Source organism: Enterobacter cloacae complex sp. ECL352 (genome assembly GCF_020149545.1).
GTDB classification, from domain to species: domain Bacteria; phylum Pseudomonadota; class Gammaproteobacteria; order Enterobacterales; family Enterobacteriaceae; genus Enterobacter; species Enterobacter asburiae_B.
The window spans coordinates 16,267-36,935 of the sequence record NZ_CP083710.1; the positions used below are offsets into that span (position 1 = coordinate 16,267).

Consider the following 20,669-nt stretch of genomic DNA (forward strand, 5'->3'; position numbering starts at 1 on the left):
TGAAATTCTATTCTTGATTGCATATCATCTCAACGAGTTTCGATAAGAAAGGATGCGCATGCGACCGTCTGTTGTGCTTGACATGAAGCGAAGCGCAGTGCGTGAAGCGGTAGGCCGCTTTCGCGCCGCGAACCCGCGCGTCTTCGGCTCGGTGCTGCATGGCACCGACCGGGATGGCAGCGACCTCGACCTGTTGGTCGATGCGCTGCCCGGTGCCACGTTGTTGGACTTGGGCGATTTGGAAGAAGAACTGAAATCGCTGCTCGGCGTTGACGTCGATCTGCTGACTCCCGGCGACCTGCCGCCGAAGTTCCGGGCCAAGGTGCTCGCGGAGGCGCAACCGATATGAGCGAGAACCGCCTGCCCGATTACCTCGACCACATTCAGCAGGCCGCAACCGATGCGCGCAGCTTCGTGGAAGGGATGGCCAAGGACGACTTCTTGGCCGACAAGCGCACCCAGCAGGCCGTCATCATGAGCCTGATCGTCATCGGCGAGGCGGCCACAAAGGTGATGGATGGCTACGTCGAGTTCACCCAGGCGCATGCCGACGTGCCGTGGCGCAGCATGCGCAATATGCGTAATCGCATGGCTCACGGCTATTTCGACATCAACCTCGATGTGGTGTGGGAGACGGTACAGGAATGGCTGCCGGCGTTGCTCCAGCAATTGCCCGCCGTGCGTCAGGATGCCGACGATGAAGACCGTAACGACAACTGTGAAAGAGGGATCTCCGATGACTGTTGAATCGAGAATATTTTCTGTAGCCGAGTATGTTCAGCCGTCCGAAGGCGAGCCTATTCGTTCCGTTGTGCTTGAAACCCGAGACTCAATTATCGTGGTTTGGCATGTCCATCCCGGGCAGGAAATTGCGGCTCACATTCATCCTCACGGCCAAGACACGTGGACTGTTTTGTCGGGAATGGCTGATTACTTTCAGGGCAATGGGATTGTTCGTGCCCTCAGGGAAGGTGAGATAGCCGTGGCAAGACCGGGCCAAGTGCACGGGGCGCGAAATACAGGTACCGAGCCATTTGTGTTAGTCTCGGTTGTGGCATCAGCCAATGCCGGTTTCGTATTGGCTGAGCGATAGAGCCCAATCTCTGGAGTTGGTCCAATGAGCGGTCGGGGAGATAGGTAACAGACATGCAGCGGACACGGCTGCTAAACCAGGTCGCAAACCTCCTTGCGTCGCAGCGTGCCGCAAGCGACGCGATCAATCGAATGGGGTCGGCATGAGACTGAACACCATCCAGTTCCCGACCGCGTAGCCGCCTGTCCTGCCGATCAGGTCTTGACCATCGACGCCTGGGATCAGTCCTGAATGTTCTTGGAGACCACTACGTTATGAGCCGCAGCCGCCGCAAAACACCCATCGTCGGGCACACGACCTGCGGCAGCGAGCGCGAGGACAAGAAGCTCTGGCATCAGCGCTGGCGCACCCGTGAGCGCACGGCGCTGACCAGCGCGTCGCCCGAAGCCCTGAGCGCCCATCTGCCCCTGCTGGAAAACCAGGCCAGCAGCGTCTGGTCGATGGGCAAGGATGGCCGCTCCTACTGGCCCGTCAAGCGCCAGGCCGCCACGGCGGATCGCATCGCCAATCACAAGGGACGCAACCCGCAAGAACGCGCCTCCCTGAAAAAGCGCCTGCTTACACTGTGATTCCTTCAAAATATCTCAACGAAATTTCCCGACACCTGTTTAAGCTATCTTGCTGATATTTCTGTTTTTCGATTTTTGCCGGCGCGATGCCGGCGACGTTGGCCAGCTGCCCCGGGCGCGATACTGAGATCAGTTTCTTTGAACAAAAAAACCGCCTTTTGGCGGTCAGTATTCAGTAGCTGGAACGGTAGTCTCTCCCCCGATTCCAGCGGTCTTGCCAGTGTTCGAGGAATGATTCAGCGAGCTTAGGCATGTTCCAGATCACCACCGCATTCTCCGAGTTTTTCGTTTCGGCCGCTTTGGTGAAATTAAAGCTGCCAGTTTCAACGGTCACATTATCCACGATGATCACCTTGTCATGCTGGATAGGGAAATCACTGTCAGTACGCAAAGGGATGCCGCTGTTCGCTATGTAGTTCATGGCCGCAATGCTGGCGCGCCCCGTATTGCCCCTTTCATCAATTACGATTTTCACATCAACTCCCCGTTTTTTGGCTGCTACCAGTGCTTTCATAATATCCGGGGCGGTAAAAGAATAAGCCATCATCCGTATCGAGGTTTTTGCGGAGTCAATGGCGCTCAGGACGAGAACGCGGGCGCTTCCTTCAGGCGAGTAGCCAACCTGAACGGATGGTTCCACCGCAAAGGCGGGCAGGGCGGCTGTCGTAAATGCTGCGGCCAGAAGCCAGGTTGCTAAGTTTTTCATTACAGGCTCCCGTTCACACACTGCATTTTATATTCAGGGTCAAAATAAATTTCTTTGATTTTCCGCTTTTCCATATGCACCACAACGTCAATGGTGGAGTAGAGCATTCGCATAATATCGCTCATATCGAGCATACGGCCGATAGGGGTCGCCTTGATAGGGGTCGGTTCCGGCTGAGGGCGAAATGACACCCTAAGCTTTCGGTTCCTTGGGCCAAAGATATTCGCCAGTCAGTAGAATGTGCGCCCAGCCCAATGGGGATATGTGGGGAAGAAATTCAGGGGGAACATCCAACCCTTCGTTCCGCCGCTCCGTGACGGCATGACCAAGATGGACGGTATTCCAGTAAATGATCACCGCAGTCAATAAATTGAGCCCAGCGATTCGGTAGTGCTGCCCCTCTGTCGTGCGATCGCGAATTTCCCCCTGCCTCCCGATACGGAGCGCATTTTTGAGCGCATGGTGGGCCTCTCCCTTGTTAAGACCGATCTGAGCACGCCGCTGCATGTCCGTATCCAGGATCCACTCAATAATGAAAAGGGTCCGTTCAATACGACCAACTTCACGAAGCGCAACTGCAAGGTTGTTTTGTCGTGGGTAAGAAGCGAGCTTGCGCAGGAGTTGGCTGGGCCTGATTTTGCCAGCGGTCATCGTCGCGGCACAACGGAAAATATCAGGCCAGTTCGCAACGATAAGATCCTCCCGGGCTTTTCCACCTACCAACTTGCGTAACTCCCTGGGGGTCGTATCGGGATTAAATACGTACAACCGCTTCGATGGCAGATCCCTGATTCGCAGAACGAGATTGTAGCCGAGCAGGCTACTGGCTCCGAACAAATGGTCGGTGAATCCTGCTGTATCGGCATACTGTTCGCGAACATGGCGACCGACCTCGTTCATCAGTAGTCCATCGAGAATATACGGTGCCTCGCTCACGGTCGCCGGGATCGACTGACAAGCGAATGGCGCGAACTGGTCGCTTACGTGAGTATACGCTTTGAGGCCGGGAACAGAACCATATTTGGCATTGACCATGTTCATGGCTTCGCCATGCCGCGCTGTCGGGAAAAACTGACCATCGCTCGATGCTGACGTGCCCATCCCCCAGACGCGTGACATCGGCAGTTTACCCTGCGCGGCCACCACAATTGCCAATGCCTGGTTCATGGCTTCGCTTTCAACATGCCAGCGGGCAAGGCGTGAGAGCTGCCAGTAATCATGCGTGTTTGTAGCTTCCGCCATCTTACGCAGGCCCAGATTGAGCCCTTCAGCGAGCAGGACGTTGAGCAGACCGATCCGGTCGCGACATGGAGCCCCGGTTCTCAGATGGGTAAACGCATCTGTGAAACCAAGGGCTGCATCAACTTCAAGCAGCATGTCGGTAATCCGAACGGACGGCATTCGGCGATACAGATCCAGTATGAGTGCCTCGGCACCATCCGGCACGTCTGCTGTCAACCTGTCGATCCGCAACGTTCCATCTTCTATGCTACCGTGCGGAATAGTGCCGTTACGGGCAGCCCGGGCCAGCCGCTTAAGAGCGATCGTGAGTCGCGCCTTTCTGTCTGCCAGCCAATCCTGTGGGTTGGAAGGCACGGCCAGTTTTGCATTTTCCTGCGCCGCGATCATCGGCACCAGTACCTGCTTGAGGTCACCATAGCGGCGCGAATGAGCGAGCCAGACATCTCCGGAACGAAAAGCATCCCGGAGGTGAAAGAGTACCGCCACTTCCCAAAGACGGGTATCTCCTTTTTCCTGAGCTCGTAAATGACGGTTCCATTTGGAGCTGGGCCGCAGGAAACGCCTTTCTGGCGATGCAACACCTTTCATCTCTCCGATCGACAAAGCTGCTGCTACCAATGGTCCGGCGACCGGCGCGGCTTCGAGCTTCAGACAGCGCAACATGCGGGGCGCATAACGACGAAAGCGATGGTATCCCTGCCCGACATATGCAAGAGGCTCATCGGCTAGCGTGTTGCTGAGTTGAGTCCCTGTCGCTACCAGTTGAGCGAGCCGGTCCCATGCAACCGAACTGGCGACAGCCATCTCCAGCGGGGTTCCGTCACTGCGGGCCTCAAGCAACGAAGCTCCCAGCGCGGTGAAGGTACGGATCGTATCCGTGAGTGTGGCTTTAGAGCCGGAAATTGTTTCGTCATGCTGGCGCTTCGCTTCCCGCCAGGTTTTTCCTACGATCCTGTCATGGGTTTCGACTATGGCATCAGCAATCGCCGCTTCCCACTCCACAACACAGACGGCAAGGATCGCCCAGCGGCGGTCCGAAGTGATGTCACGCAAACCGTCGGTGAAGTAGCGTTCACCCTGCCGACGCAGCCGGGCAATGCGATGGGCAGGTATGCTGGCCAAAGCACTATGATTGATATTCAGGGTACGCAGAAATTCGAGCCTGTCGAGCAAACGGTTAGCAGCAGCCGAGTTGTTACCAACCTCGAAGTTGCGAAGCCAGATGAAACGACTGATATTGCCGGCGAGCATTTCACTCAGAAGTTTGTCCAGGTGATCGCGAACATCCGCTGTTAAATTTTCCGCAATCCGCGTTTCAATCCGCCGCTCAGCGGCGACCAGAGCATCCGCGCACAAGCGCTCGATTGTCGATACTGCGGGCAGAATGGTGGAAGTTTCCCGACACCGCACAATAAAACGATGAGCAAGATCCTCGTTTGATCTGGCATCTTCGGCCTGGCCGAAAGTCCACTCACGCAGATCACGGGCACCACGGCCCGTGAAGGTCTTGTAGCCGTAAATTTCGCGCAGCGTGTCCATGTGCTGCTGACGGGTTTGGCGCCGTGTGGCATAAGTGAGAAGCGCATCAGCCGGAACTCCAAGCTGAGCACCGACGAAGGAAAGGACTTCACGCGGGATCATCTCACCAGGAGCCAGTGCACGGCCCGGATATCGTAAGGCACAAAGTTGCAGGGCAAAGCCAATCCTGTTTTCCGGTCTGCGGCGCTGCCTAATGTTTTCCAGGTCATCATCGCCCAGCGTGTAGAACTTCAGTAGCGACAGTTCGTCCGTGGGCAGATCGAACAGCGCTGCTCGCTGCCGTTCGGTGAAAATATGGCGTCGTGACATACAAATTCGTCCCTTTTGAAGTATAGTCTGTTTTGGACAACAGCCAGCCCATATAAATCAGGGCATTCCGATACAAAAATCCAGGAGGGTTCAATTGGGACATCGTGCCGCCATTTACTGCCGGGTTTCAACAGCGGATCAGTCTTGTGAACGCCAGGAATTTGATCTGCGAGCCTTCGCCGGCCGTGCCGGCTACGACGTGGTGGGAATATTTAAGGAAACAGGTTCAGGAACTAAACTCGACCGGGCCGAGCGAAAGAAAGTCCTGGCGCTTGCCCAGTCCAGACAAATTGATGCAATCCTGGTCACTGAGCTTTCCCGGTGGGGGCGCTCGACGCTCGATCTGCTCAATACGCTACGTGAACTGGAGAACTGGAAGGTTTCCGTGATAGCCATGAATGGAATGGCGTTCGATCTTTCGTCGCCGTATGGACGAATGCTGGCGACGTTTCTTTCCGGCATTGCGGAGTTTGAGCGGGATCTCATCAGCGAGCGGGTCAAGTCAGGCCTTGCTGTTGCGAAGGCACGTGGTAAGAGGCTTGGTCGTCAGGCCGGAGTGCGACCAAAATCAGACCGACTTTTGCCTAAGGTGGTTGCGATGAGGGCCGAGGGACGCAGCTATCGCTGGATCGCACGCGAGCTCGGTATCAGCAAGAATACCGTCGCTGACATCGTGCAACGACACAGAGCTAACGCTTAGGGTGTCATTTCGCCCTCAGCCGGAACCGACCCCTTTATATGCAGGAAGCCCTGAGCTGGATGCGCAGGAATGGAGAAGAAACCGGGGGTGAAGATATCGTCCGGTTATCCCCACTGATGCACGGGCATATCAATATGCTGGGGCATTATACGTTCACGCTACCGGAGGATATTTTGAAGGGGGAACTGAGAGAATTAAATTTTAATTTAAACAATGAATTACCTTCTTAGCGTACGTTTTCGTTCCATTGGCCCTCAAACCCCATCATCTTTTCTGTACTGTGGGGCGGTGTTTCAGCCTTGGCCCTCCATTCCCTGCAACAACTGACCACTGAGCTGTCACTGACGGACATCCAGCAGGAAAATGGCGATATCATCAATGATGCCAACAGTCTGTATTACCGGGTCGAGAACACGCTCGATCGCACACTTGATGCGATAAGGAAAAACGACAGCGCCGCGATCTCTGAGCAACTCGAATCTGCCGCCGCCGATATAGGCAAACTCCGGGCTGACCTGGAAAAGTTCAGAACGGGCGATCATGGCAGTATCGATAAAGCGACGACTGATGTTATCTACAACAGCTCATATCAGCTGCTTACCCGGGCAATCGTCCCCATGTATGACGCCCTTAAAGCCGGTCGGGGTGATGAATATGTTCAGTTGTCAAACCAGCCCTGCCGTGAGTTGCGCAGAAACTTCACTGCCGCAATTGAACAGTACAATACTGAAATTGATAAACTGACTCGGGACGCAAAACAGCGAATTACCTGGTGGGTTGATACATGTCGTAATGTGCTGATCGCCGCGCTTGTTATCGGTTTACTCATCGTGTTCCTGACTGACCGTTATCTTGTCCGGTACCTTGTTAAACCGCTTGAGTGTATTCAGGCTCATCTGCAGATACTTGCCGATGGCAAACTACAGACCCGGATAATGGATATGGGTAAAAACTGCGCAGGCAAACTGGTGCCGTTTATCCAGGACATGCAGGACCACTGGGTAAGAACCGTCTCCGATATCCGCAGCAGCTCATATGAAATCTACCGCAGCGCCGGAGAAATTGCCGCAGGTAATACAGACCTGTCTTCCAGAACGGAAGAGCAGGCCTCGGCACTGGAACAGACGGCCGCCAGCATGGAAGAACTCAGTGCCGTCGTGAAGCAAAATGCGGATAATGCCAGCCAGGCAAGCCAGCTGGCCCAGACCGCCTCTCAGGCCGCCAATAAAGGCGGGGAAATTGTTGGTCATGTCGTCAGTACCATGAACAACATCAGCGCAAGTTCACAAAAAATCGTGGATATAATCGCCGTCATTAACAGCATCGCGTTCCAGACCAACATACTGGCACTGAACGCCGCCGTGGAAGCCGCACGGGCCGGTGAGCAGGGACGGGGTTTTGCCGTTGTCGCCAGCGAAGTGCGTAATCTGGCTCAGCGTAGCGCCCAGTCCGCCAAAGAAATTGAGGGGCTGATTGCCGCCTCAGCAGACAGCGTGAAGACAGGCTCTGAGCAGGTAGCCCTTGCCGGCGAAGCAATGGCGAAGATCGTCAGGGACGTCACCAACGTGACGGATATTATGGGCGAAATCGCCTCTGCGTCTGCCGAGCAGAGCAAAGGGATCACCCAGGTGGGCCAGGCCGTCGTGGAAATGGACAGCGTAACCCAGCAGAACGCCGCCCTGGTCGAACAGTCAAGTGCCGCTTCCGCCTCACTGGAAGAGCAGGCCCGCCGCCTGACTGAAATCGTGAGCATTTTTCAGCTGGCCACCGCGAACAAGCCCCCCTCAGTTCAGCCATTACAGGCACCGGTGCAGCAGAAAAAGGATACGCCTGTGGCAGTGAATACGCATGCAAGCGTTACCTCAGATAACTGGGAAACCTTCTGACCCCCGACAACAGCGGGATCCTGTCGTTCCCGTTTTGTCAGCCATAATCTCCCGGCATGGTGTTCGCACTGTGCCGGTTTTTTACAGGCGACAGTAATAATGAGTGAAATAAATCCCCGTCAGGCTAAATATGCAGACATACATGCGAAACTGACCGACCGGATGCAGTCTGTCAGGGTCATCCTTGAACAGATGGAAGGACACGAGTACGCCGCAATCAGCACCTACATGAATAACATGGAAGCGATTGCCTGCTTTTACGAGGAGGCAGGGGAAAGTCTCAGTGAGCCAGACTTCCTGAACTACCTGAAACAAAACGACCTTAACCTGTTTATTGAAATTCTCTCTGTGGGACGCGCCGTTTCACTGATGAAAAACCTGCTGGTGAATATAAGGCGGCTTGTAGTGGTCAAGTAATACTGGCCACAGTTTTACAGTAAAAATGGTATCTGTTCTCTGACTCTTCCGGCGTCAGCCCACCGTTATAATAGTGAGGTCTGACGCTGTTGTAGTAGTTCAATATGTAATCATTAATTTGCTGCCGGGCCTCGTCCTTGCCTGCATAACCATTTGCTGGCACCCATTCTGTTTTCAGACTGCGGAAGAAGCGTTCCATGGGGCTGTTATCCCAGCAGTTTCCCCGCCGACTGACGCTTTGATTTATTCTGCAACGCCAGAGAAGTTGTTGATATTTAAGGCCTGTATACTGGCTTCCCTGGTCGCTATGGAACATGACATCCCGGGGTTGGCCACGCGTCTCATAGGCCATCCGCAGGGCACTGCTTATCAGTGCGGTATCGGCATGCGCTGACAGACTCCAGCCGATAACCCTGCGGGCAAAAAGATCCATGACGACCGCCAGATAGCACCAGCGATTTCCTGCCCAGAGATACGTAATGTCTCCGCACCACACCCGGTCTGGCTCGGGCACAGCGAACTGACGCCCGAGCAGATTCGGCAGTCAGGTGTGCTCCTGACGGGCATTTTTATACTGATGTTTTCCGGGCTGGCAACTGCTCAGGTTCAGGTATTTCATCAGGCGTCCGGCACGGTAACGGCTCATCGGGACGCCGTTTTGGGTCAGCATGTCAGCCAAAGTGCGTGCCCCCGCAGAGCCCCGGCTCTGGTTCCACGCCCGACGTATTTCGCTGCACAACCTGACGTGTACCGGATTAACCATATCGCGTCGTTTTCGCCAGTACCGGTAACTGCTGCGGTGTATTTCCAGCGCGGAGCACAGGCTGACAACCGTGTGGCTGTCGCTCAGTCGGCACTGTTGCAAATAGTCGGTGGTGATAAACTTATCATCCCCTTTTGCTGATGGAGCTGCACATGAACCCATTCAAAGGCCGGCATTTTCAGCGTGACATCATTCTGTGGGCCGTACGCTGGTACTGCAAATACGGCATCAGTTACCGTGAGCTGCAGGAGATGCTGGCTGAACGCGGAGTGAATGTCGATCACTCCACGATTTACCGCTGGGTTCAGCGTTATGCGCCTGAAATGGAAAAACGGCTGCGCTGGTACTGGCGTAACCCTTCCGATCTTTGCCCGTGGCACATGGATGAAACCTACGTGAAGGTCAATGGCCGCTGGGCGTATCTGTACCGGGCCGTCGACAGCCGGGGCCGCACTGTCGATTTTTATCTCTCCTCCCGTCGTAACAGCAAAGCTGCATACCGGTTTCTGGGTAAAATCCTCAACAACGTGAAGAAGTGGCAGATCCCGCGATTCATCAACACGGATAAAGCGCCCGCCTATGGTCGCGCGCTTGCTCTGCTCAAACGCGAAGGCCGGTGCCCGTCTGACGTTGAACACCGACAGATTAAGTACCGGAACAACGTGATTGAATGCGATCATGGCAAACTGAAACGGATAATCGGCGCCACGCTGGGATTTAAATCCATGAAGACGGCTTACGCCACCATCAAAGGTATTGAGGTGATGCGTGCACTACGCAAAGGCCAGGCCTCAGCATTTTATTATGGTGATCCCCTGGGCGAAATGCGCCTGGTAAGCAGAGTTTTTGAAATGTAAGGCCTTTGAATAAGACAAAAGGCTGCCTCATCGCTAACTTTGCAACAGTGCCCTTTTTTTTGCTTTAGCTAGGGAAGGTGCGAATAAGCAGGTCATTTCTTCCCAAGCTGACTCGCTGATTAAAATTTCGCGGATCTGGGCCGATTTTTTTCCCGCAAACACATCGAATCAGCCTATTTAGGCTATTTTTTCCACCATTTCTGGCGTTATTTCCGGTTTTTACTGAGATCTCTCCCACTGACGTATCATTTGGTCCACCCGAAACAGGTTGGCCAGGGTGAATAACATCGCCAGTTGGTTATCGTTTTTCAGCAGCCCCTTGTATCTGGCTTTCACGAAGCCGAACTGCCGCTTGATGATGCGAAACGGGTGCTCCACCCTGGCACGGATGCTGGCTTTCATGTATTCGATGTTGATGGCCGTTTTGTTCTTGCGCGGATGCTGCTTCAAGGTTTTTACCCTGCCGGGACGCTCGGCGATCAGCCAGTCCACATCCACCTCGGCCAGCTCCTCGCGCTGTGGCGCTCCCTGGTAGCCGGCATCGGCTGAGACAAATTGCTCCTCTCCATGAAGCAGATTACCCAGCTGATTGAGGTCATGCTCGTTGGCCGCGGTGGTGACCAGGCTGTGGGTCAGGCCACTCTTGGCATCGACACCAATGTGGGCCTTCATGCCAAAGTGCCACTGATTGCCTTTCTTGGTCTGATGCATCTCCGGATCGCGTTGCTGCTCTTTGTTCCTGGTCGAGCTGGGTGCCTCAATGATGGTGGCATCCACCAAAGTGCCTTGGGTCATCATGACGCCTGCTTCGGCCAGCCAGCGATTGATGGTCTTGAACAATTGACGGGCCAGTTGATGCTGCTCGAGCAGGTGGCGGAAATTCATGATGGTGGTGCGATCCGGCAGGGCGCTATCCAGGGATAATCGGGCAAACAGGCGCATGGAGGCGATTTCGTACAGGGCATCTTCCATGGCACCGTCGCTCAGGTTGTACCAATGCTGCATGCAGTGAATACGCAGCATGGTCTCCAGCGGATAGGGCCGTCGGCCATTGCCCGCCTTGGGATAAAACGGCTCGATGACAGCGGTCATATTCTGCCATGGCAGAATCTGCTCCATGCGGGAGAGGAAAATCTCTTTTCGGGTCTGACGGCGCTTAGTGCTGAATTCACTATCGGCGAAGGTGAGTTGATGGCTCATGATGTCCCTCTGGGATGCGCTCCGGATGAATATGATGATCTCATATCAGGAACTTGTTCGCACCTTCCTTAGAATAACTTAGTCTAAAATCCTTTTTTTGCCTAAGCATTATCTTATTACATAGCCACGAACTACGCTGAGTGATAAAATTCTCGAGCTTATGCCTTCTTTCCAATGATTAGAGGACGAGGCACGGGTAGTCAATAAGACGAAAGAATTAATTGCTTCATAACCCTATTACGAAATAAGCGGCAGTGCGTCTTACATGGTCGGCAACCGTCAGGGATTGACTGTAACTTATTGAAAACGCCTATTTTCACTATGATGTAAGATATAAGGGCAGATATGTTAAGTATGCGTCGACATGCCAACTTCATTAAACGTTTTAAGTCTGTAAGCTGTTTATTTACGGCAAGCATTCTTTTCCCGATGCCAATCTCTGCGGCGGTATCAGATTATGACGCTTTGGTTATTGAAGCGCGGGGAGGTAATAGCGCACCGCTATTACGTTTCCTTGAGGATCAGGGAAAGAAAAGCGCGCTAACGCCAAATCAGGTTGCCGACTGGCTGCAAGTTTCCAGTTGGGTCGATAACAACGATAAAACCACAATTGAAATCTGGCAGCAGTATCGTGGACAGATGAATGTACCTGCCCGGGGCAAAGTCGCCGCTGCACGAGCATATCGCAACCAGAAGAACTGGAATGATTCTTTAGCCATCTGGGAAAGCGTTTTACAGGAAGAGCCTGATAACGTAGATGTACGTACCGGCTGGATAATGACGTTGGCGGATGCTCGCTACAATCAGCAAGCCCTTACTGAAGCGAATAAATGGGCGCAGGCGCATCCCGGGGCTGATTCTGATGCGCTACTTGCCTATGTCTACCATTCGCAGGGAAAAAACTGGGATGCATTGTTAGTTGCCAGCCTGGCGGATGACGTCGATCCAGGCAAAAAAAATGCAAAATCCACATTGCTGTCTGCGCTGTCAGCAAACCGCGTTTCCGGGCCCGCCTTAAATATGGCAGAGGTGGTACCAACTGCCGATCCGGTGAAGCGTCGCCTTGAGCTTGATGCGGCGGCTGAAATGGTACGTTCCTCTTATACCTCTGCGCGTAATGAAGAAGAGCGTTTTATCGTGGCTGATAAAGCGCTAGCCCGTTATGACCAGTTGCTGACTGCCTGGAAAGATGAGCCTTCTGCGCAGAATGATGTCCGTCGGGCCAGAATTGACCGCATGGGCGCCTTGCTGGTCCGTAAACGCACTTCTGAAGTGATTAGTGAATACGAATCGCTGTCTGCGAGCGGCGAGGTGCCAAACTACGCAAAACGCTGGGTAGCATCGGCATGGTTAAGCGAACGGCAGCCGGAAAAAACCGAAGCGATGCTGATGAGCATCTACTATCCGAACGGACCGATTCCGGTTACGCCGCTCGGTCCTGAGGATCAACAGGATCTGTTCTACGCGCACATCGATAATGAAAACTTTGATGCAGCTAAAAAACAGGTCGATGCGTTAATTAAAGACAGCCCATATCTGCGACGCATCTATGGTTCGCCAACGCCGCAGCCAAACGATAACTGGCTGCTGGGACAGTCGTTGCTGACGCAATATCATATCGCTGCCAATGAACTGCCGGAGGCAGAAAAACTCGCAGAGCATCTGGCGCGAACAGGCTCGGGTAACCAAGGGCTGCGCATATCCTATGCTTCTGTTCTTGAAGCCCGTGGACTGCCGCATGCGGCGGAGAAAGAGCTTAAACTGGCGGAAGTGATTGAGCCCAGTAACCTGGAACTGGAGCGTCAGCAGGCCTATGTGGCGCTGGATCTCCAGGAGTGGAAGCAGGCCGATGAACTGACGGATGACGTTATTGCTCGCAGTCCGGATGATGAAGCGACGCTGCGCCTCGCACGCATGCGTGATGTGCATAAAATGTCGGAAGTACGTATTAGCGGCACGCAGGGGATCTCGTCCGATAGCCCGGTCAGCGGTAAGAATGATTTCAACATCAACACGGCCATTTACAGCCCGCCAATTAATGACAACTGGCGACTGTTTACCGGATTCAACTTCGCAACCGGCGAGTTTGAGGAAGGGAAAGGGATTAGCCGCGATCTGGCGGCTGGTGCGGAATGGACTTCCCGTGATTACTGGGCCGAAATGGAAGTGTCTGGCCGAAACTATGGCGATGGGCAGAAAATAGGCGGTCGTCTTTCCGCCTGGCATGATTTCAACGATAACTGGCGCGTGGGCGGTTCGGCCGAGCGTCTTTCGCGCAACACGCCACTGCGCGCGCTGCGTAGCGGCGTATATGCCAACAGCGGCGATTTGTTTGTTCGCTGGTATCAAAACGAACGACGTGAATACCAATTGTCGTTTGCCGCATCACATTTCTCGGATGGTAACGATCGCATCGAATATGGGCTGAGCGGAAAAGAGCGCATGTGGACCACGCCGCGCTTTACGCTGGACTTTACCCCGGGTATCGGTGGGAGCACCAACACTAAAGAGAATGTGCCGTATTACAACCCTAAGAGTGATTTTTCCGTTGTGCCAGGCCTGAGCGCGGAACAGGTTCTTTACCGCCATTATGACACCGTGTGGACCCAGCAAGGCATAGCCGGAGTGGGTGGCTACTGGCAGCAAGGTGAAGACGTTGGCGCTATCGTTCAGGTGGGATATGGACAACGGCTCAAATGGAACAACGTCGTAGATGGCGGGGTGATGCTGGTTTGGGATAAACGCCCCTATGACGGTAAACGTGAGCGGAATATCTCCCTCGCTTTCGATTTAAATGTCAGGTTTTAAGGATTGTTCATGCTGAAAAGATGCCTGTGGCTTAGCGCATTAATCGCTGGCTGGTTGATGATTACCGCGTGCAGTAGCGCGCACAATACAACGCCTCGCTATGTTCCTCCCGCAGAGAGAACGCCGTTGACGGCAGATCATCCATGGCCGAAAAACAGCTTCCTGGTGCTCGGCTATCATGATGTTGAGGATGGCGCCGCCGACCAGCGCTACCTCTCCGTGCGCACCAGCGCGTTGAGCGACCAAATGGCCTGGTTGCGTGATAATGGCTATAACCCGATTAGCGTGCAGCAAATTCTGGACGCTCATGACGGTAAAATTGTGTTGCCGGAAAAAGCGGTCTTACTCACCTTTGACGACGGATACAGCAGTTTTTATACCCGCGTCTGGCCGCTGCTGAAAGCCTACAACTGGCCTGCGCTCTGGGCTCCAGTGGGCAGTTGGGTTGATTCTCCAGCCAATAAAAAAGTCGATTTTGGCGGCTTAATGACGGCGCGAGATAAATTTGCCACCTGGAAGATGGTCGAGGAAATGGGCAAATCGCCGTTGGTGGAAGTGGGGGCGCACACCTGGAACTCGCATTTCGGCGCTGAGGCGAACCCGCAAGGAAGCAAAGAACCTGCGGTGGCGAATCGCCTTTTCGATAAGAAAACAGGGACTTACGAAACCGACGAACAGTACAATCGTCGCATTAACACTGATATCTCGCTGATCACCAATAAGATTAAATCGGTAACCGGGAAATCGCCGCGCGCGTGGGTGTGGCCTTATGGTGCGGCTAACGGCACCACCTTAAAGCTGGCCAAAGAACATGGCTATAAGATGGCCTTTACGCTCAATGAAGGGCTGGCGAACGCTGCGTTTCTTGATGATATCCCGCGCGTACTGATCTCTGATAACCCGTCTCTCAAGCGCTTTGCCAGTCAGGTTGCTCAGGTACGTGAACCACAAACGATGCGTGTGATGCACGTCGATCTGGATTACGTGTATGACAAAGATCCTGCCCAGCAGAAGCGAAACATCGACAAGCTGATCCAGCGTGTTTATGACATGCGCATTTCTCATGTCTTCCTGCAGGCGTACGCCGATCCTAAAGGCGACGGGAATATTCGCGAACTCTATTTCCCTAACCGCTGGCTGCCGATGCGTGCCGATCTCTTTAACTATATCTCCTGGCAGTTACAAACGCGGGCCGGGGTGACGGTATATGCCTGGATGCCGGTACTGGCTTTCGACCTCGATGCTTCCATTCCACGCGTGACGGCATGGGATCCGAAAACAGGACGCACTGCGATCAATCACGAGAACTATGTGCGTCTGTCTCCCTGGGACAGCGAAGCGCGTAAACGTATCACTGAAATCTATGAAGACCTGGCGAAGCATGCCAGCTTCAAAGGGATTTTGTTCCACGACGATGCTTTCCTGACGGACTTTGAAGATGCGTCACCGGAGGCGTTAGCCGCCTACCGCGCCGCAGGGCTTCCGGGAAGTATTGAGCAAATCCGTAGCAACCCTCAAACCTTCGAACGCTGGACGCGCCTGAAAAGTAAGATGCTGATCGACTTTACTAAGCAACTGACGCAATCGGTACGCAATATTCGCGGTCCGCAGGTGCAAACTGCCCGCAATATATACGCCATGCCGGTACTGGAGCCTGAAAGCGAAGCCTGGTTTGCGCAAAACCTGAATGATTTCCTCAATACCTATGACTGGACGGCACCCATGGCGATGCCATTCATGGAGCAGATCCCGGCTAATGATGCCAATGCCTGGCTCGACAGATTAGTCAATGCCGTTGCACAAACGCCCGGCGCGCTGGACAAAACCGTGTTTGAACTGCAGGCACGAGACTGGCGTAAATCCGGGGACGAGGCAGAAATCAGTGGAAAACAAATAGCCGAATGGATGCGCCAACTGAAACTAAGTGGTGCAGGTAACTACGGCTATTATCCGGATGATTTCATCAGCGACAAACCTGAGATGTCAGAGATTCGCTCGACGTTCTCCTCATACTGGTACCCGCAAAAATGACCGATCGCATTATTGCTTTCCTGATACTTTGCCTGATGTTCAGCCTGCCGTTTGGCGTGGCTGTCATCTTTACAGGTGAAGTCATGTTGAACTTCGTCTTCTTCTGGCCTTTATTCATGTCTGCATTATGGATAAGCGGCGGGGTCTATTTCTGGTTTTATCGTGAGCGTCACTGGAAATGGGGAGACGATACACCGCCACCGACGCTGGAGGGAAATCCGCTGGTTTCCATTTTGATCCCCTGCTTTAACGAAGGGATCAACGCGCGGGAAACCATCGGCGCTGCGATGGCACAGCGCTACAAGAATATCGAAGTGATTGCCATTAATGACGGTTCAACGGACGATACGCACGATGTTCTGGAACAGTTGGCGATTGAGTACCCCAGCCTGCGCGTCATTCATCTGGCTGAAAACCAGGGCAAAGCGCTGGCGCTCAAAACGGGCGCGGCCGCTGCGCGCAGCGATTACCTGGTGTGTATTGATGGCGATGCGTTACTGGATCGCGATGCCGTGGCGTATCTGGTCGCTCCGCTGATCCAGTTCCCACGCGTTGGGGCGGTAACCGGCAACCCGCGTATTCGCACCCGTTCCACGCTAATCGGTCGTGTGCAGGTCGGTGAGTTCTCTTCCATTATCGGCTTAATTAAGCGTACTCAACGAGTCTATGGTCAGATCTTTAGCGTCTCTGGCGTAGTTGCGGCGTTTCGTCGTCGCGCGCTGGCCGAGGTGGGGTACTGGAGCCCGGACATGATCACCGAAGACATCGATATCAGTTGGAAGCTGCAATTGCGCCATTGGTCGATATTCTTTGAGCCGCGCGCGCTGTGCTGGATCCTGATGCCTGAAACGTTAAGAGGGCTGTGGAAGCAGCGCCTGCGCTGGGCGCAAGGCGGGGCGGAGGTGTTTATTGTTAACATGCGCCGTCTGTGGTCGTGGGAGTTCCGCCGCATGTGGCCGCTATTTTTCGAGTTCTGCTTTTCTACCACGTGGGCATTTGCCTATGCGATCAGTATCGTGCTGTTCCTGCTGGGACTGATGATCCCGATGCCGGACTCGCTGTATGTTCAACATCTGTTCCCGCCAGCCTTTACCGGACTTATTCTCGGCGTGGTCTGCTTAATACAGTTTGCGATAAGCCTGATGATTGAACGACGCTATGAAAAAGGCATTGGCGCCTCATTGTTCTGGATAATCTGGTTCCCGGTGGTGTACTGGCTGTTGAGCCTGTTTACCACGTTGGTGTCATTCCCGAAAGTGATGCTCAAACGCAAACGCGGCAGGGCGCGCTGGGTGAGTCCTGACCGTGGAATAGGGAGGATCGAATCATGAGTCAGCCGCTGATCTTTACGGAGCGGCGTCTGCTGCCGCGCATCATTGACGTTCTGTTAACGATTTTTGCCTGGGTTGGATTTTTATACTTAATCTACAAAGGGCTGATTACGGCCCTGGCGCATTCACCGTATATGGGCGTGCGTCCCTTTTTCACCACGCTGGATACGGTCACGTTTTACATCCTTGTCGCGCTGGTCAACGGACTGGTGCTGATCGGCTGGGCGAAATACAACCAGTTTCGTTTTCGGGTGGAGCGTCGCAGTCGCAGACCAGGACTGGAAGACCATGAGCTGGCGGAAAGTTTACGTATTACCCGTGAACTGGTTACAGAGTTGAACAAAGCGAGGGTGCTGACGGTCCATCACCATGAGAATGGCGAAATCAGTCATATCGATGTGGACAAGCACATCGCCGATAACCGCCTGCCGCCGCCGACGCCTGCAATGCTGGAATATTTGCCGCCGGAGCGGGAGCCATTGTTACAGAAAAGGCCCGAGTGATATTTCTGCTACCCGCCACTTCCCTCAGCCTCGCATCGGTCTATGATTAGACTCAGACAATAAAAATGCGAGGTAATGTCGTGGAAAAGGAACTACTGGAGGCAGGTTACCGGGCCTATACCGGCGAGAAGATTGACGTCTACTTCAACACGGCGATATGTCAGCATTCAGGAAACGGCACTGTTGCAAATAGTCGGTGGTGATAAACTTATCATCCCCTTTTGCTGATGGAGCTGCACATGAACCCATTCAAAGGCCGGCATTTTCAGCGTGACATCATTCTGTGGGCCGTACGCTGGTACTGCAAATACGGCATCAGTTACCGTGAGCTGCAGGAGATGCTGGCTGAACGCGGAGTGAATGTCGATCACTCCACGATTTACCGCTGGGTTCAGCGTTATGCGCCTGAAATGGAAAAACGGCTGCGCTGGTACTGGCGTAACCCTTCCGATCTTTGCCCGTGGCACATGGATGAAACCTACGTGAAGGTCAATGGCCGCTGGGCGTATCTGTACCGGGCCGTCGACAGCCGGGGCCGCACTGTCGATTTTTATCTCTCCTCCCGTCGTAACAGCAAAGCTGCATACCGGTTTCTGGGTAAAATCCTCAACAACGTGAAGAAGTGGCAGATCCCGCGATTCATCAACACGGATAAAGCGCCCGCCTATGGTCGCGCGCTTGCTCTGCTCAAACGCGAAGGCCGGTGCCCGTCTGACGTTGAACACCGACAGATTAAGTACCGGAACAACGTGATTGAATGCGATCATGGCAAACTGAAACGGATAATCGGCGCCACGCTGGGATTTAAATCCATGAAGACGGCTTACGCCACCATCAAAGGTATTGAGGTGATGCGTGCACTACGCAAAGGCCAGGCCTCAGCATTTTATTATGGTGATCCCCTGGGCGAAATGCGCCTGGTAAGCAGAGTTTTTGAAATGTAAGGCCTTTGAATAAGACAAAAGGCTGCCTCATCGCTAACTTTGCAACAGTGCCGAAAATGGTGATGTGCTGATAGTCACCAAGCTGGATCGTCTTGGGCGTAATGCCATGGATATCAGAAAAACTGTTGAGCAACTGGCTTCGTCAGATATTCGTGTTCACTGCCTGGCGCTCGGAGGTGTTGATTTGACCAGCGCTGCCGGGAGAATGACGATGCAGGTGATTTCAGCGGTGGCGGAGTTTGAACGGGATTTGCTTCTTGAGCGTACACATTCAGGTATTGCGAGAGCGAAAGCAGCTGGGAAGCGGTTTGGACGTCCTTCAGTACTGAATGAAGAGCAGAAAACTACGGTGATTGCACGGATTAACGCCGGGATCAGCATCAGCGCGATTGCGCGGGAATTTAATACTACCCGGCAAACCATACTCAGAGTAAAAACTGGGCAGTCATGATCCTGGGGTCGTCTCAGAAAACGGAATCTATGGTCACTCCCGTTTTTGCAACACCGATTTTGACGACAAGTTGGCTTGCTTGAATCTATCCGGCGTCTGAATGGGATTTTATTCCCGCGCCTCGATGAGTTCCGCGCCTGATGAACCTCCAGAAAATATACGGCTTCAATGAGCCTTTCCGTTTTACAGGTTCCTCAACAGGCCGGTGGGCCGTTAGTATCATCAATATCAGTATTCGCAAAACCAGATGAATGATTGTTTAAACTGGTGTATTTCTGCCTTTATGCTTCGTAAGTTTGCTGTCGCGCCGTCAGTGCCCAGGCTATTCTGGCCAGCTTGTTTGCCAGAGCACAGGTGACGACAAAGTTGCTTTTCCGACACAACAACTCCCTGACCCAGTCGGCCAACTTGCCAGACTGGTGTTCCAGTTTTTGTATGAATACCCTGGCACACTGAACCAACAAAGTTCGGATCTTTTTGTTGCCCCGCTTGCTAATCCCTAACAATGTCGTCCGACCTCCCGTGCTGTACTGTCGGGGTACCAGCCCTGTTGCCGCCGCAAAGTCACGGCTGCTGGCGTACTGCTTCCCGTCGCCAATCTCAGTTGAAATAGTACTGGCAGTCAGCGTTCCAACGCAGGGAATACTCAGCAAGCGCTGTCCAACCTCATCTTCGTCCAACTTTCGTTTCAACTGAGATTCCAGATCTTTAATCTGCTCAACAAGATAGTGATAATGCTGTTGTAATTTCAGCAGTAACTGGCTGAGATAAAGAGGCAAACTACTGTCCTCAAGAAGGGTACTCAGTCGACTAATAACGGCAGCACCTCGCGGAACGCTGATACCAAATTCCAGCAGAAAAGCATGCATCTGATTAGTTGTTTTCACCTTATCCTGAACCAGGGATTCACGGACACGATGCAGAGCTCGCATTGCCTGCTGAGATTCGGTTCTGGGCTGCACGAAACGCATAGATGGACGTGATGCTGCTTCACAGATAGCTTCAGCATCAACGAAGTCATTTTTGTTGCTTTTAACGAATGGGCGGACAAATTGCGGTGATATCAGCTTTGGAAAATGCCCTAACTCTGCCAGCTTGCGTGCCATAAAGTGAGAACCGCCACAGGCTTCCATCGCGATGGTTGTTGCCGGGCATGTCGCCAGAAATTCGATTAGCTTTGGTCGGGTGAATTTTTTACGGTAAACGGCCTTCCCACGATGATCCTGACAATGAATATGGAAAGAGTTCTTACCCAGATCGATACCAATAAGCGCAATGTTTTCCATGATGGTTCTCCGAATGAAAGCCTGTCCTCAGCAT

At 53.4% G+C, this 20,669-nt stretch carries 17 protein-coding genes and 5 pseudogenes; 16 read left to right on the plus strand and 6 right to left on the minus strand.

Annotation, left to right across the window (positions count from 1 at the left end):
• Positions 1–58: 58 nt before the first annotated feature.
• From LBF07_RS23320 to LBF07_RS23335, 4 genes are all read left to right on the plus strand, one after another.
• Positions 59–349, plus strand: coding sequence for a nucleotidyltransferase family protein (locus LBF07_RS23320; RefSeq protein WP_001247892.1), 291 nt, complete (start codon positions 59–61; stop codon positions 347–349).
• Complete coding sequence (locus tag LBF07_RS23325; protein WP_001293886.1) at positions 346–747, plus strand: DUF86 domain-containing protein; 402 nt, start codon at positions 346–348, stop codon at positions 745–747. Before LBF07_RS23320 ends, LBF07_RS23325 begins: the two co-directional genes overlap by 4 nt.
• Positions 737–1,093, plus strand: a complete 357-nt coding sequence (locus tag LBF07_RS23330; protein WP_000215515.1) for a cupin domain-containing protein — start codon at positions 737–739, stop codon at positions 1,091–1,093. Before LBF07_RS23325 ends, LBF07_RS23330 begins: the two co-directional genes overlap by 11 nt.
• 254 nt (positions 1,094–1,347) lie before the next feature.
• Positions 1,348–1,662, plus strand: a complete 315-nt coding sequence (locus tag LBF07_RS23335; protein ID WP_000091613.1) for a hypothetical protein — start codon at positions 1,348–1,350, stop codon at positions 1,660–1,662.
• A 172-nt stretch (positions 1,663–1,834) separates the two neighbouring features.
• Here LBF07_RS23335 and LBF07_RS23340 read toward each other — a convergent pair whose 3' ends face one another.
• The 3 genes and pseudogenes from LBF07_RS23340 to LBF07_RS23350 all read right to left on the minus strand — a co-directional run bounded on the left by LBF07_RS23340 (position 1,835) and on the right by LBF07_RS23350 (position 5,458).
• Positions 1,835–2,368, minus strand: a complete 534-nt coding sequence (locus LBF07_RS23340; protein ID WP_000792636.1) for a phospholipase D family protein — start codon at positions 2,366–2,368, stop codon at positions 1,835–1,837.
• Positions 2,368–2,526: pseudogene (locus LBF07_RS23345) on the minus strand (conjugal transfer protein TraG); the annotation flags it as partial. The pseudogene LBF07_RS23345 and the gene LBF07_RS23340, both read right to left, overlap by 1 nt.
• Before the next feature lie 34 nt (positions 2,527–2,560).
• Positions 2,561–5,458 carry a Tn3-like element Tn5403 family transposase gene (locus tag LBF07_RS23350; protein ID WP_001553819.1) on the minus strand — a complete coding sequence of 966 codons (2,898 nt, stop codon included), beginning with the start codon at positions 5,456–5,458 and terminating at the stop codon, positions 2,561–2,563.
• A gap of 94 nt (positions 5,459–5,552) precedes the next feature.
• On the opposite strand from LBF07_RS23350, the gene LBF07_RS23355 reads away from it, so the two are divergent.
• The 4 genes and pseudogenes from LBF07_RS23355 to LBF07_RS23370 all read left to right on the plus strand — a co-directional run bounded on the left by LBF07_RS23355 (position 5,553) and on the right by LBF07_RS23370 (position 8,461).
• Complete coding sequence (locus tag LBF07_RS23355) at positions 5,553–6,158, plus strand: recombinase family protein (RefSeq protein ID WP_000509966.1); 606 nt, start codon at positions 5,553–5,555, stop codon at positions 6,156–6,158.
• A 32-nt stretch (positions 6,159–6,190) separates the two neighbouring features.
• Positions 6,191–6,388 (plus strand): annotated as a pseudogene (locus tag LBF07_RS23360) (Tn3 family transposase); the annotation flags it as partial.
• 69 nt (positions 6,389–6,457) lie between these two features.
• Positions 6,458–8,044, plus strand: coding sequence for a methyl-accepting chemotaxis protein (locus LBF07_RS23365; protein ID WP_253164733.1), 1,587 nt, complete (start codon positions 6,458–6,460; stop codon positions 8,042–8,044).
• Positions 8,045–8,143: 99 nt separating this feature from the next.
• Positions 8,144–8,461 carry a hypothetical protein gene (locus tag LBF07_RS23370; RefSeq protein WP_032666105.1) on the plus strand — a complete coding sequence of 106 codons (318 nt, stop codon included), beginning with the start codon at positions 8,144–8,146 and terminating at the stop codon, positions 8,459–8,461.
• On the opposite strand, the pseudogene LBF07_RS23375 reads toward LBF07_RS23370, so the two are convergent.
• Positions 8,454–9,314 (minus strand): annotated as a pseudogene (locus tag LBF07_RS23375) (IS3-like element ISCfr6 family transposase); the annotation flags it as partial. The gene LBF07_RS23370 and the pseudogene LBF07_RS23375 overlap by 8 nt on opposite strands.
• A gap of 62 nt (positions 9,315–9,376) precedes the next feature.
• On the opposite strand from LBF07_RS23375, the gene LBF07_RS23380 reads away from it, so the two are divergent.
• Positions 9,377–10,081 carry an IS6-like element IS26 family transposase gene (locus tag LBF07_RS23380; RefSeq protein WP_001067855.1) on the plus strand — a complete coding sequence of 235 codons (705 nt, stop codon included), beginning with the start codon at positions 9,377–9,379 and terminating at the stop codon, positions 10,079–10,081.
• A gap of 219 nt (positions 10,082–10,300) precedes the next feature.
• On the opposite strand, the gene LBF07_RS23385 is transcribed toward LBF07_RS23380, so the two are convergent.
• Positions 10,301–11,281 carry an IS5-like element ISKpn26 family transposase gene (locus LBF07_RS23385; protein ID WP_016156491.1) on the minus strand — a complete coding sequence of 327 codons (981 nt, stop codon included), beginning with the start codon at positions 11,279–11,281 and terminating at the stop codon, positions 10,301–10,303.
• Between the two features lie 345 nt (positions 11,282–11,626).
• Between LBF07_RS23385 and pgaA the strand changes: the two genes are divergently transcribed.
• The 7 genes and pseudogenes from pgaA to LBF07_RS23420 form a co-directional block, all read left to right on the plus strand.
• Positions 11,627–14,089, plus strand: coding sequence for a poly-beta-1,6 N-acetyl-D-glucosamine export porin PgaA (pgaA, locus tag LBF07_RS23390; protein WP_057061618.1), 2,463 nt, complete (start codon positions 11,627–11,629; stop codon positions 14,087–14,089).
• 9 nt (positions 14,090–14,098) lie between these two features.
• A complete protein-coding gene (gene pgaB / locus LBF07_RS23395) occupies positions 14,099–16,120 on the plus strand; it encodes a poly-beta-1,6-N-acetyl-D-glucosamine N-deacetylase PgaB (RefSeq protein WP_034167706.1) in 2,022 nt (673 codons plus the stop codon).
• A complete protein-coding gene (pgaC, locus tag LBF07_RS23400; protein WP_034167705.1) occupies positions 16,117–17,451 on the plus strand; it encodes a poly-beta-1,6-N-acetyl-D-glucosamine synthase in 1,335 nt (444 codons plus the stop codon). The genes pgaB and pgaC overlap by 4 nt, the downstream gene beginning before the upstream one ends.
• Positions 17,448–17,954, plus strand: coding sequence for a poly-beta-1,6-N-acetyl-D-glucosamine biosynthesis protein PgaD (pgaD, locus tag LBF07_RS23405; protein WP_034167704.1), 507 nt, complete (start codon positions 17,448–17,450; stop codon positions 17,952–17,954). The genes pgaC and pgaD overlap by 4 nt, the downstream gene beginning before the upstream one ends.
• 80 nt (positions 17,955–18,034) lie before the next feature.
• Positions 18,035–18,130 (plus strand): annotated as a pseudogene (locus LBF07_RS23410) ((4Fe-4S)-binding protein); the annotation flags it as partial.
• Positions 18,131–18,193: 63 nt separating this feature from the next.
• Positions 18,194–18,898, plus strand: a complete 705-nt coding sequence (locus LBF07_RS23415) for an IS6-like element IS26 family transposase (RefSeq protein WP_001067855.1) — start codon at positions 18,194–18,196, stop codon at positions 18,896–18,898.
• 37 nt (positions 18,899–18,935) lie between these two features.
• Positions 18,936–19,349, plus strand: a pseudogene (locus LBF07_RS23420) (recombinase family protein); the annotation flags it as partial.
• 281 nt (positions 19,350–19,630) lie between these two features.
• Here LBF07_RS23420 and LBF07_RS23425 read toward each other — a convergent pair.
• Complete coding sequence (locus LBF07_RS23425; RefSeq protein WP_000427614.1) at positions 19,631–20,635, minus strand: IS110-like element IS5075 family transposase; 1,005 nt, start codon at positions 20,633–20,635, stop codon at positions 19,631–19,633.
• Positions 20,636–20,669 lie beyond the last annotated feature (34 nt).

Coding starts and splice junctions, on each gene's coding strand:
- LBF07_RS23320 (WP_001247892.1), top strand. CDS start 59: ATGCGACCGTCTGTTGTGCTTGACATGAAGCGAAGCGCAGTGCGTGAA.
- LBF07_RS23325 (WP_001293886.1), top strand. CDS start 346: ATGAGCGAGAACCGCCTGCCCGATTACCTCGACCACATTCAGCAGGCC.
- LBF07_RS23330 (WP_000215515.1), top strand. CDS start 737: ATGACTGTTGAATCGAGAATATTTTCTGTAGCCGAGTATGTTCAGCCG.
- LBF07_RS23335 (WP_000091613.1), top strand. CDS start 1,348: ATGAGCCGCAGCCGCCGCAAAACACCCATCGTCGGGCACACGACCTGC.
- LBF07_RS23340 (WP_000792636.1), bottom strand. CDS start 2,368: ATGAAAAACTTAGCAACCTGGCTTCTGGCCGCAGCATTTACGACAGCC.
- LBF07_RS23350 (WP_001553819.1), bottom strand. CDS start 5,458: ATGTCACGACGCCATATTTTCACCGAACGGCAGCGAGCAGCGCTGTTC.
- LBF07_RS23370 (WP_032666105.1), top strand. CDS start 8,144: ATGAGTGAAATAAATCCCCGTCAGGCTAAATATGCAGACATACATGCG.
- LBF07_RS23380 (WP_001067855.1), top strand. CDS start 9,377: ATGAACCCATTCAAAGGCCGGCATTTTCAGCGTGACATCATTCTGTGG.
- LBF07_RS23385 (WP_016156491.1), bottom strand. CDS start 11,281: ATGAGCCATCAACTCACCTTCGCCGATAGTGAATTCAGCACTAAGCGC.
- pgaA (WP_057061618.1), top strand. CDS start 11,627: ATGTTAAGTATGCGTCGACATGCCAACTTCATTAAACGTTTTAAGTCT.
- pgaB (WP_034167706.1), top strand. CDS start 14,099: ATGCTGAAAAGATGCCTGTGGCTTAGCGCATTAATCGCTGGCTGGTTG.
- pgaC (WP_034167705.1), top strand. CDS start 16,117: ATGACCGATCGCATTATTGCTTTCCTGATACTTTGCCTGATGTTCAGC.
- pgaD (WP_034167704.1), top strand. CDS start 17,448: ATGAGTCAGCCGCTGATCTTTACGGAGCGGCGTCTGCTGCCGCGCATC.
- LBF07_RS23415 (WP_001067855.1), top strand. CDS start 18,194: ATGAACCCATTCAAAGGCCGGCATTTTCAGCGTGACATCATTCTGTGG.
- LBF07_RS23425 (WP_000427614.1), bottom strand. CDS start 20,635: ATGGAAAACATTGCGCTTATTGGTATCGATCTGGGTAAGAACTCTTTC.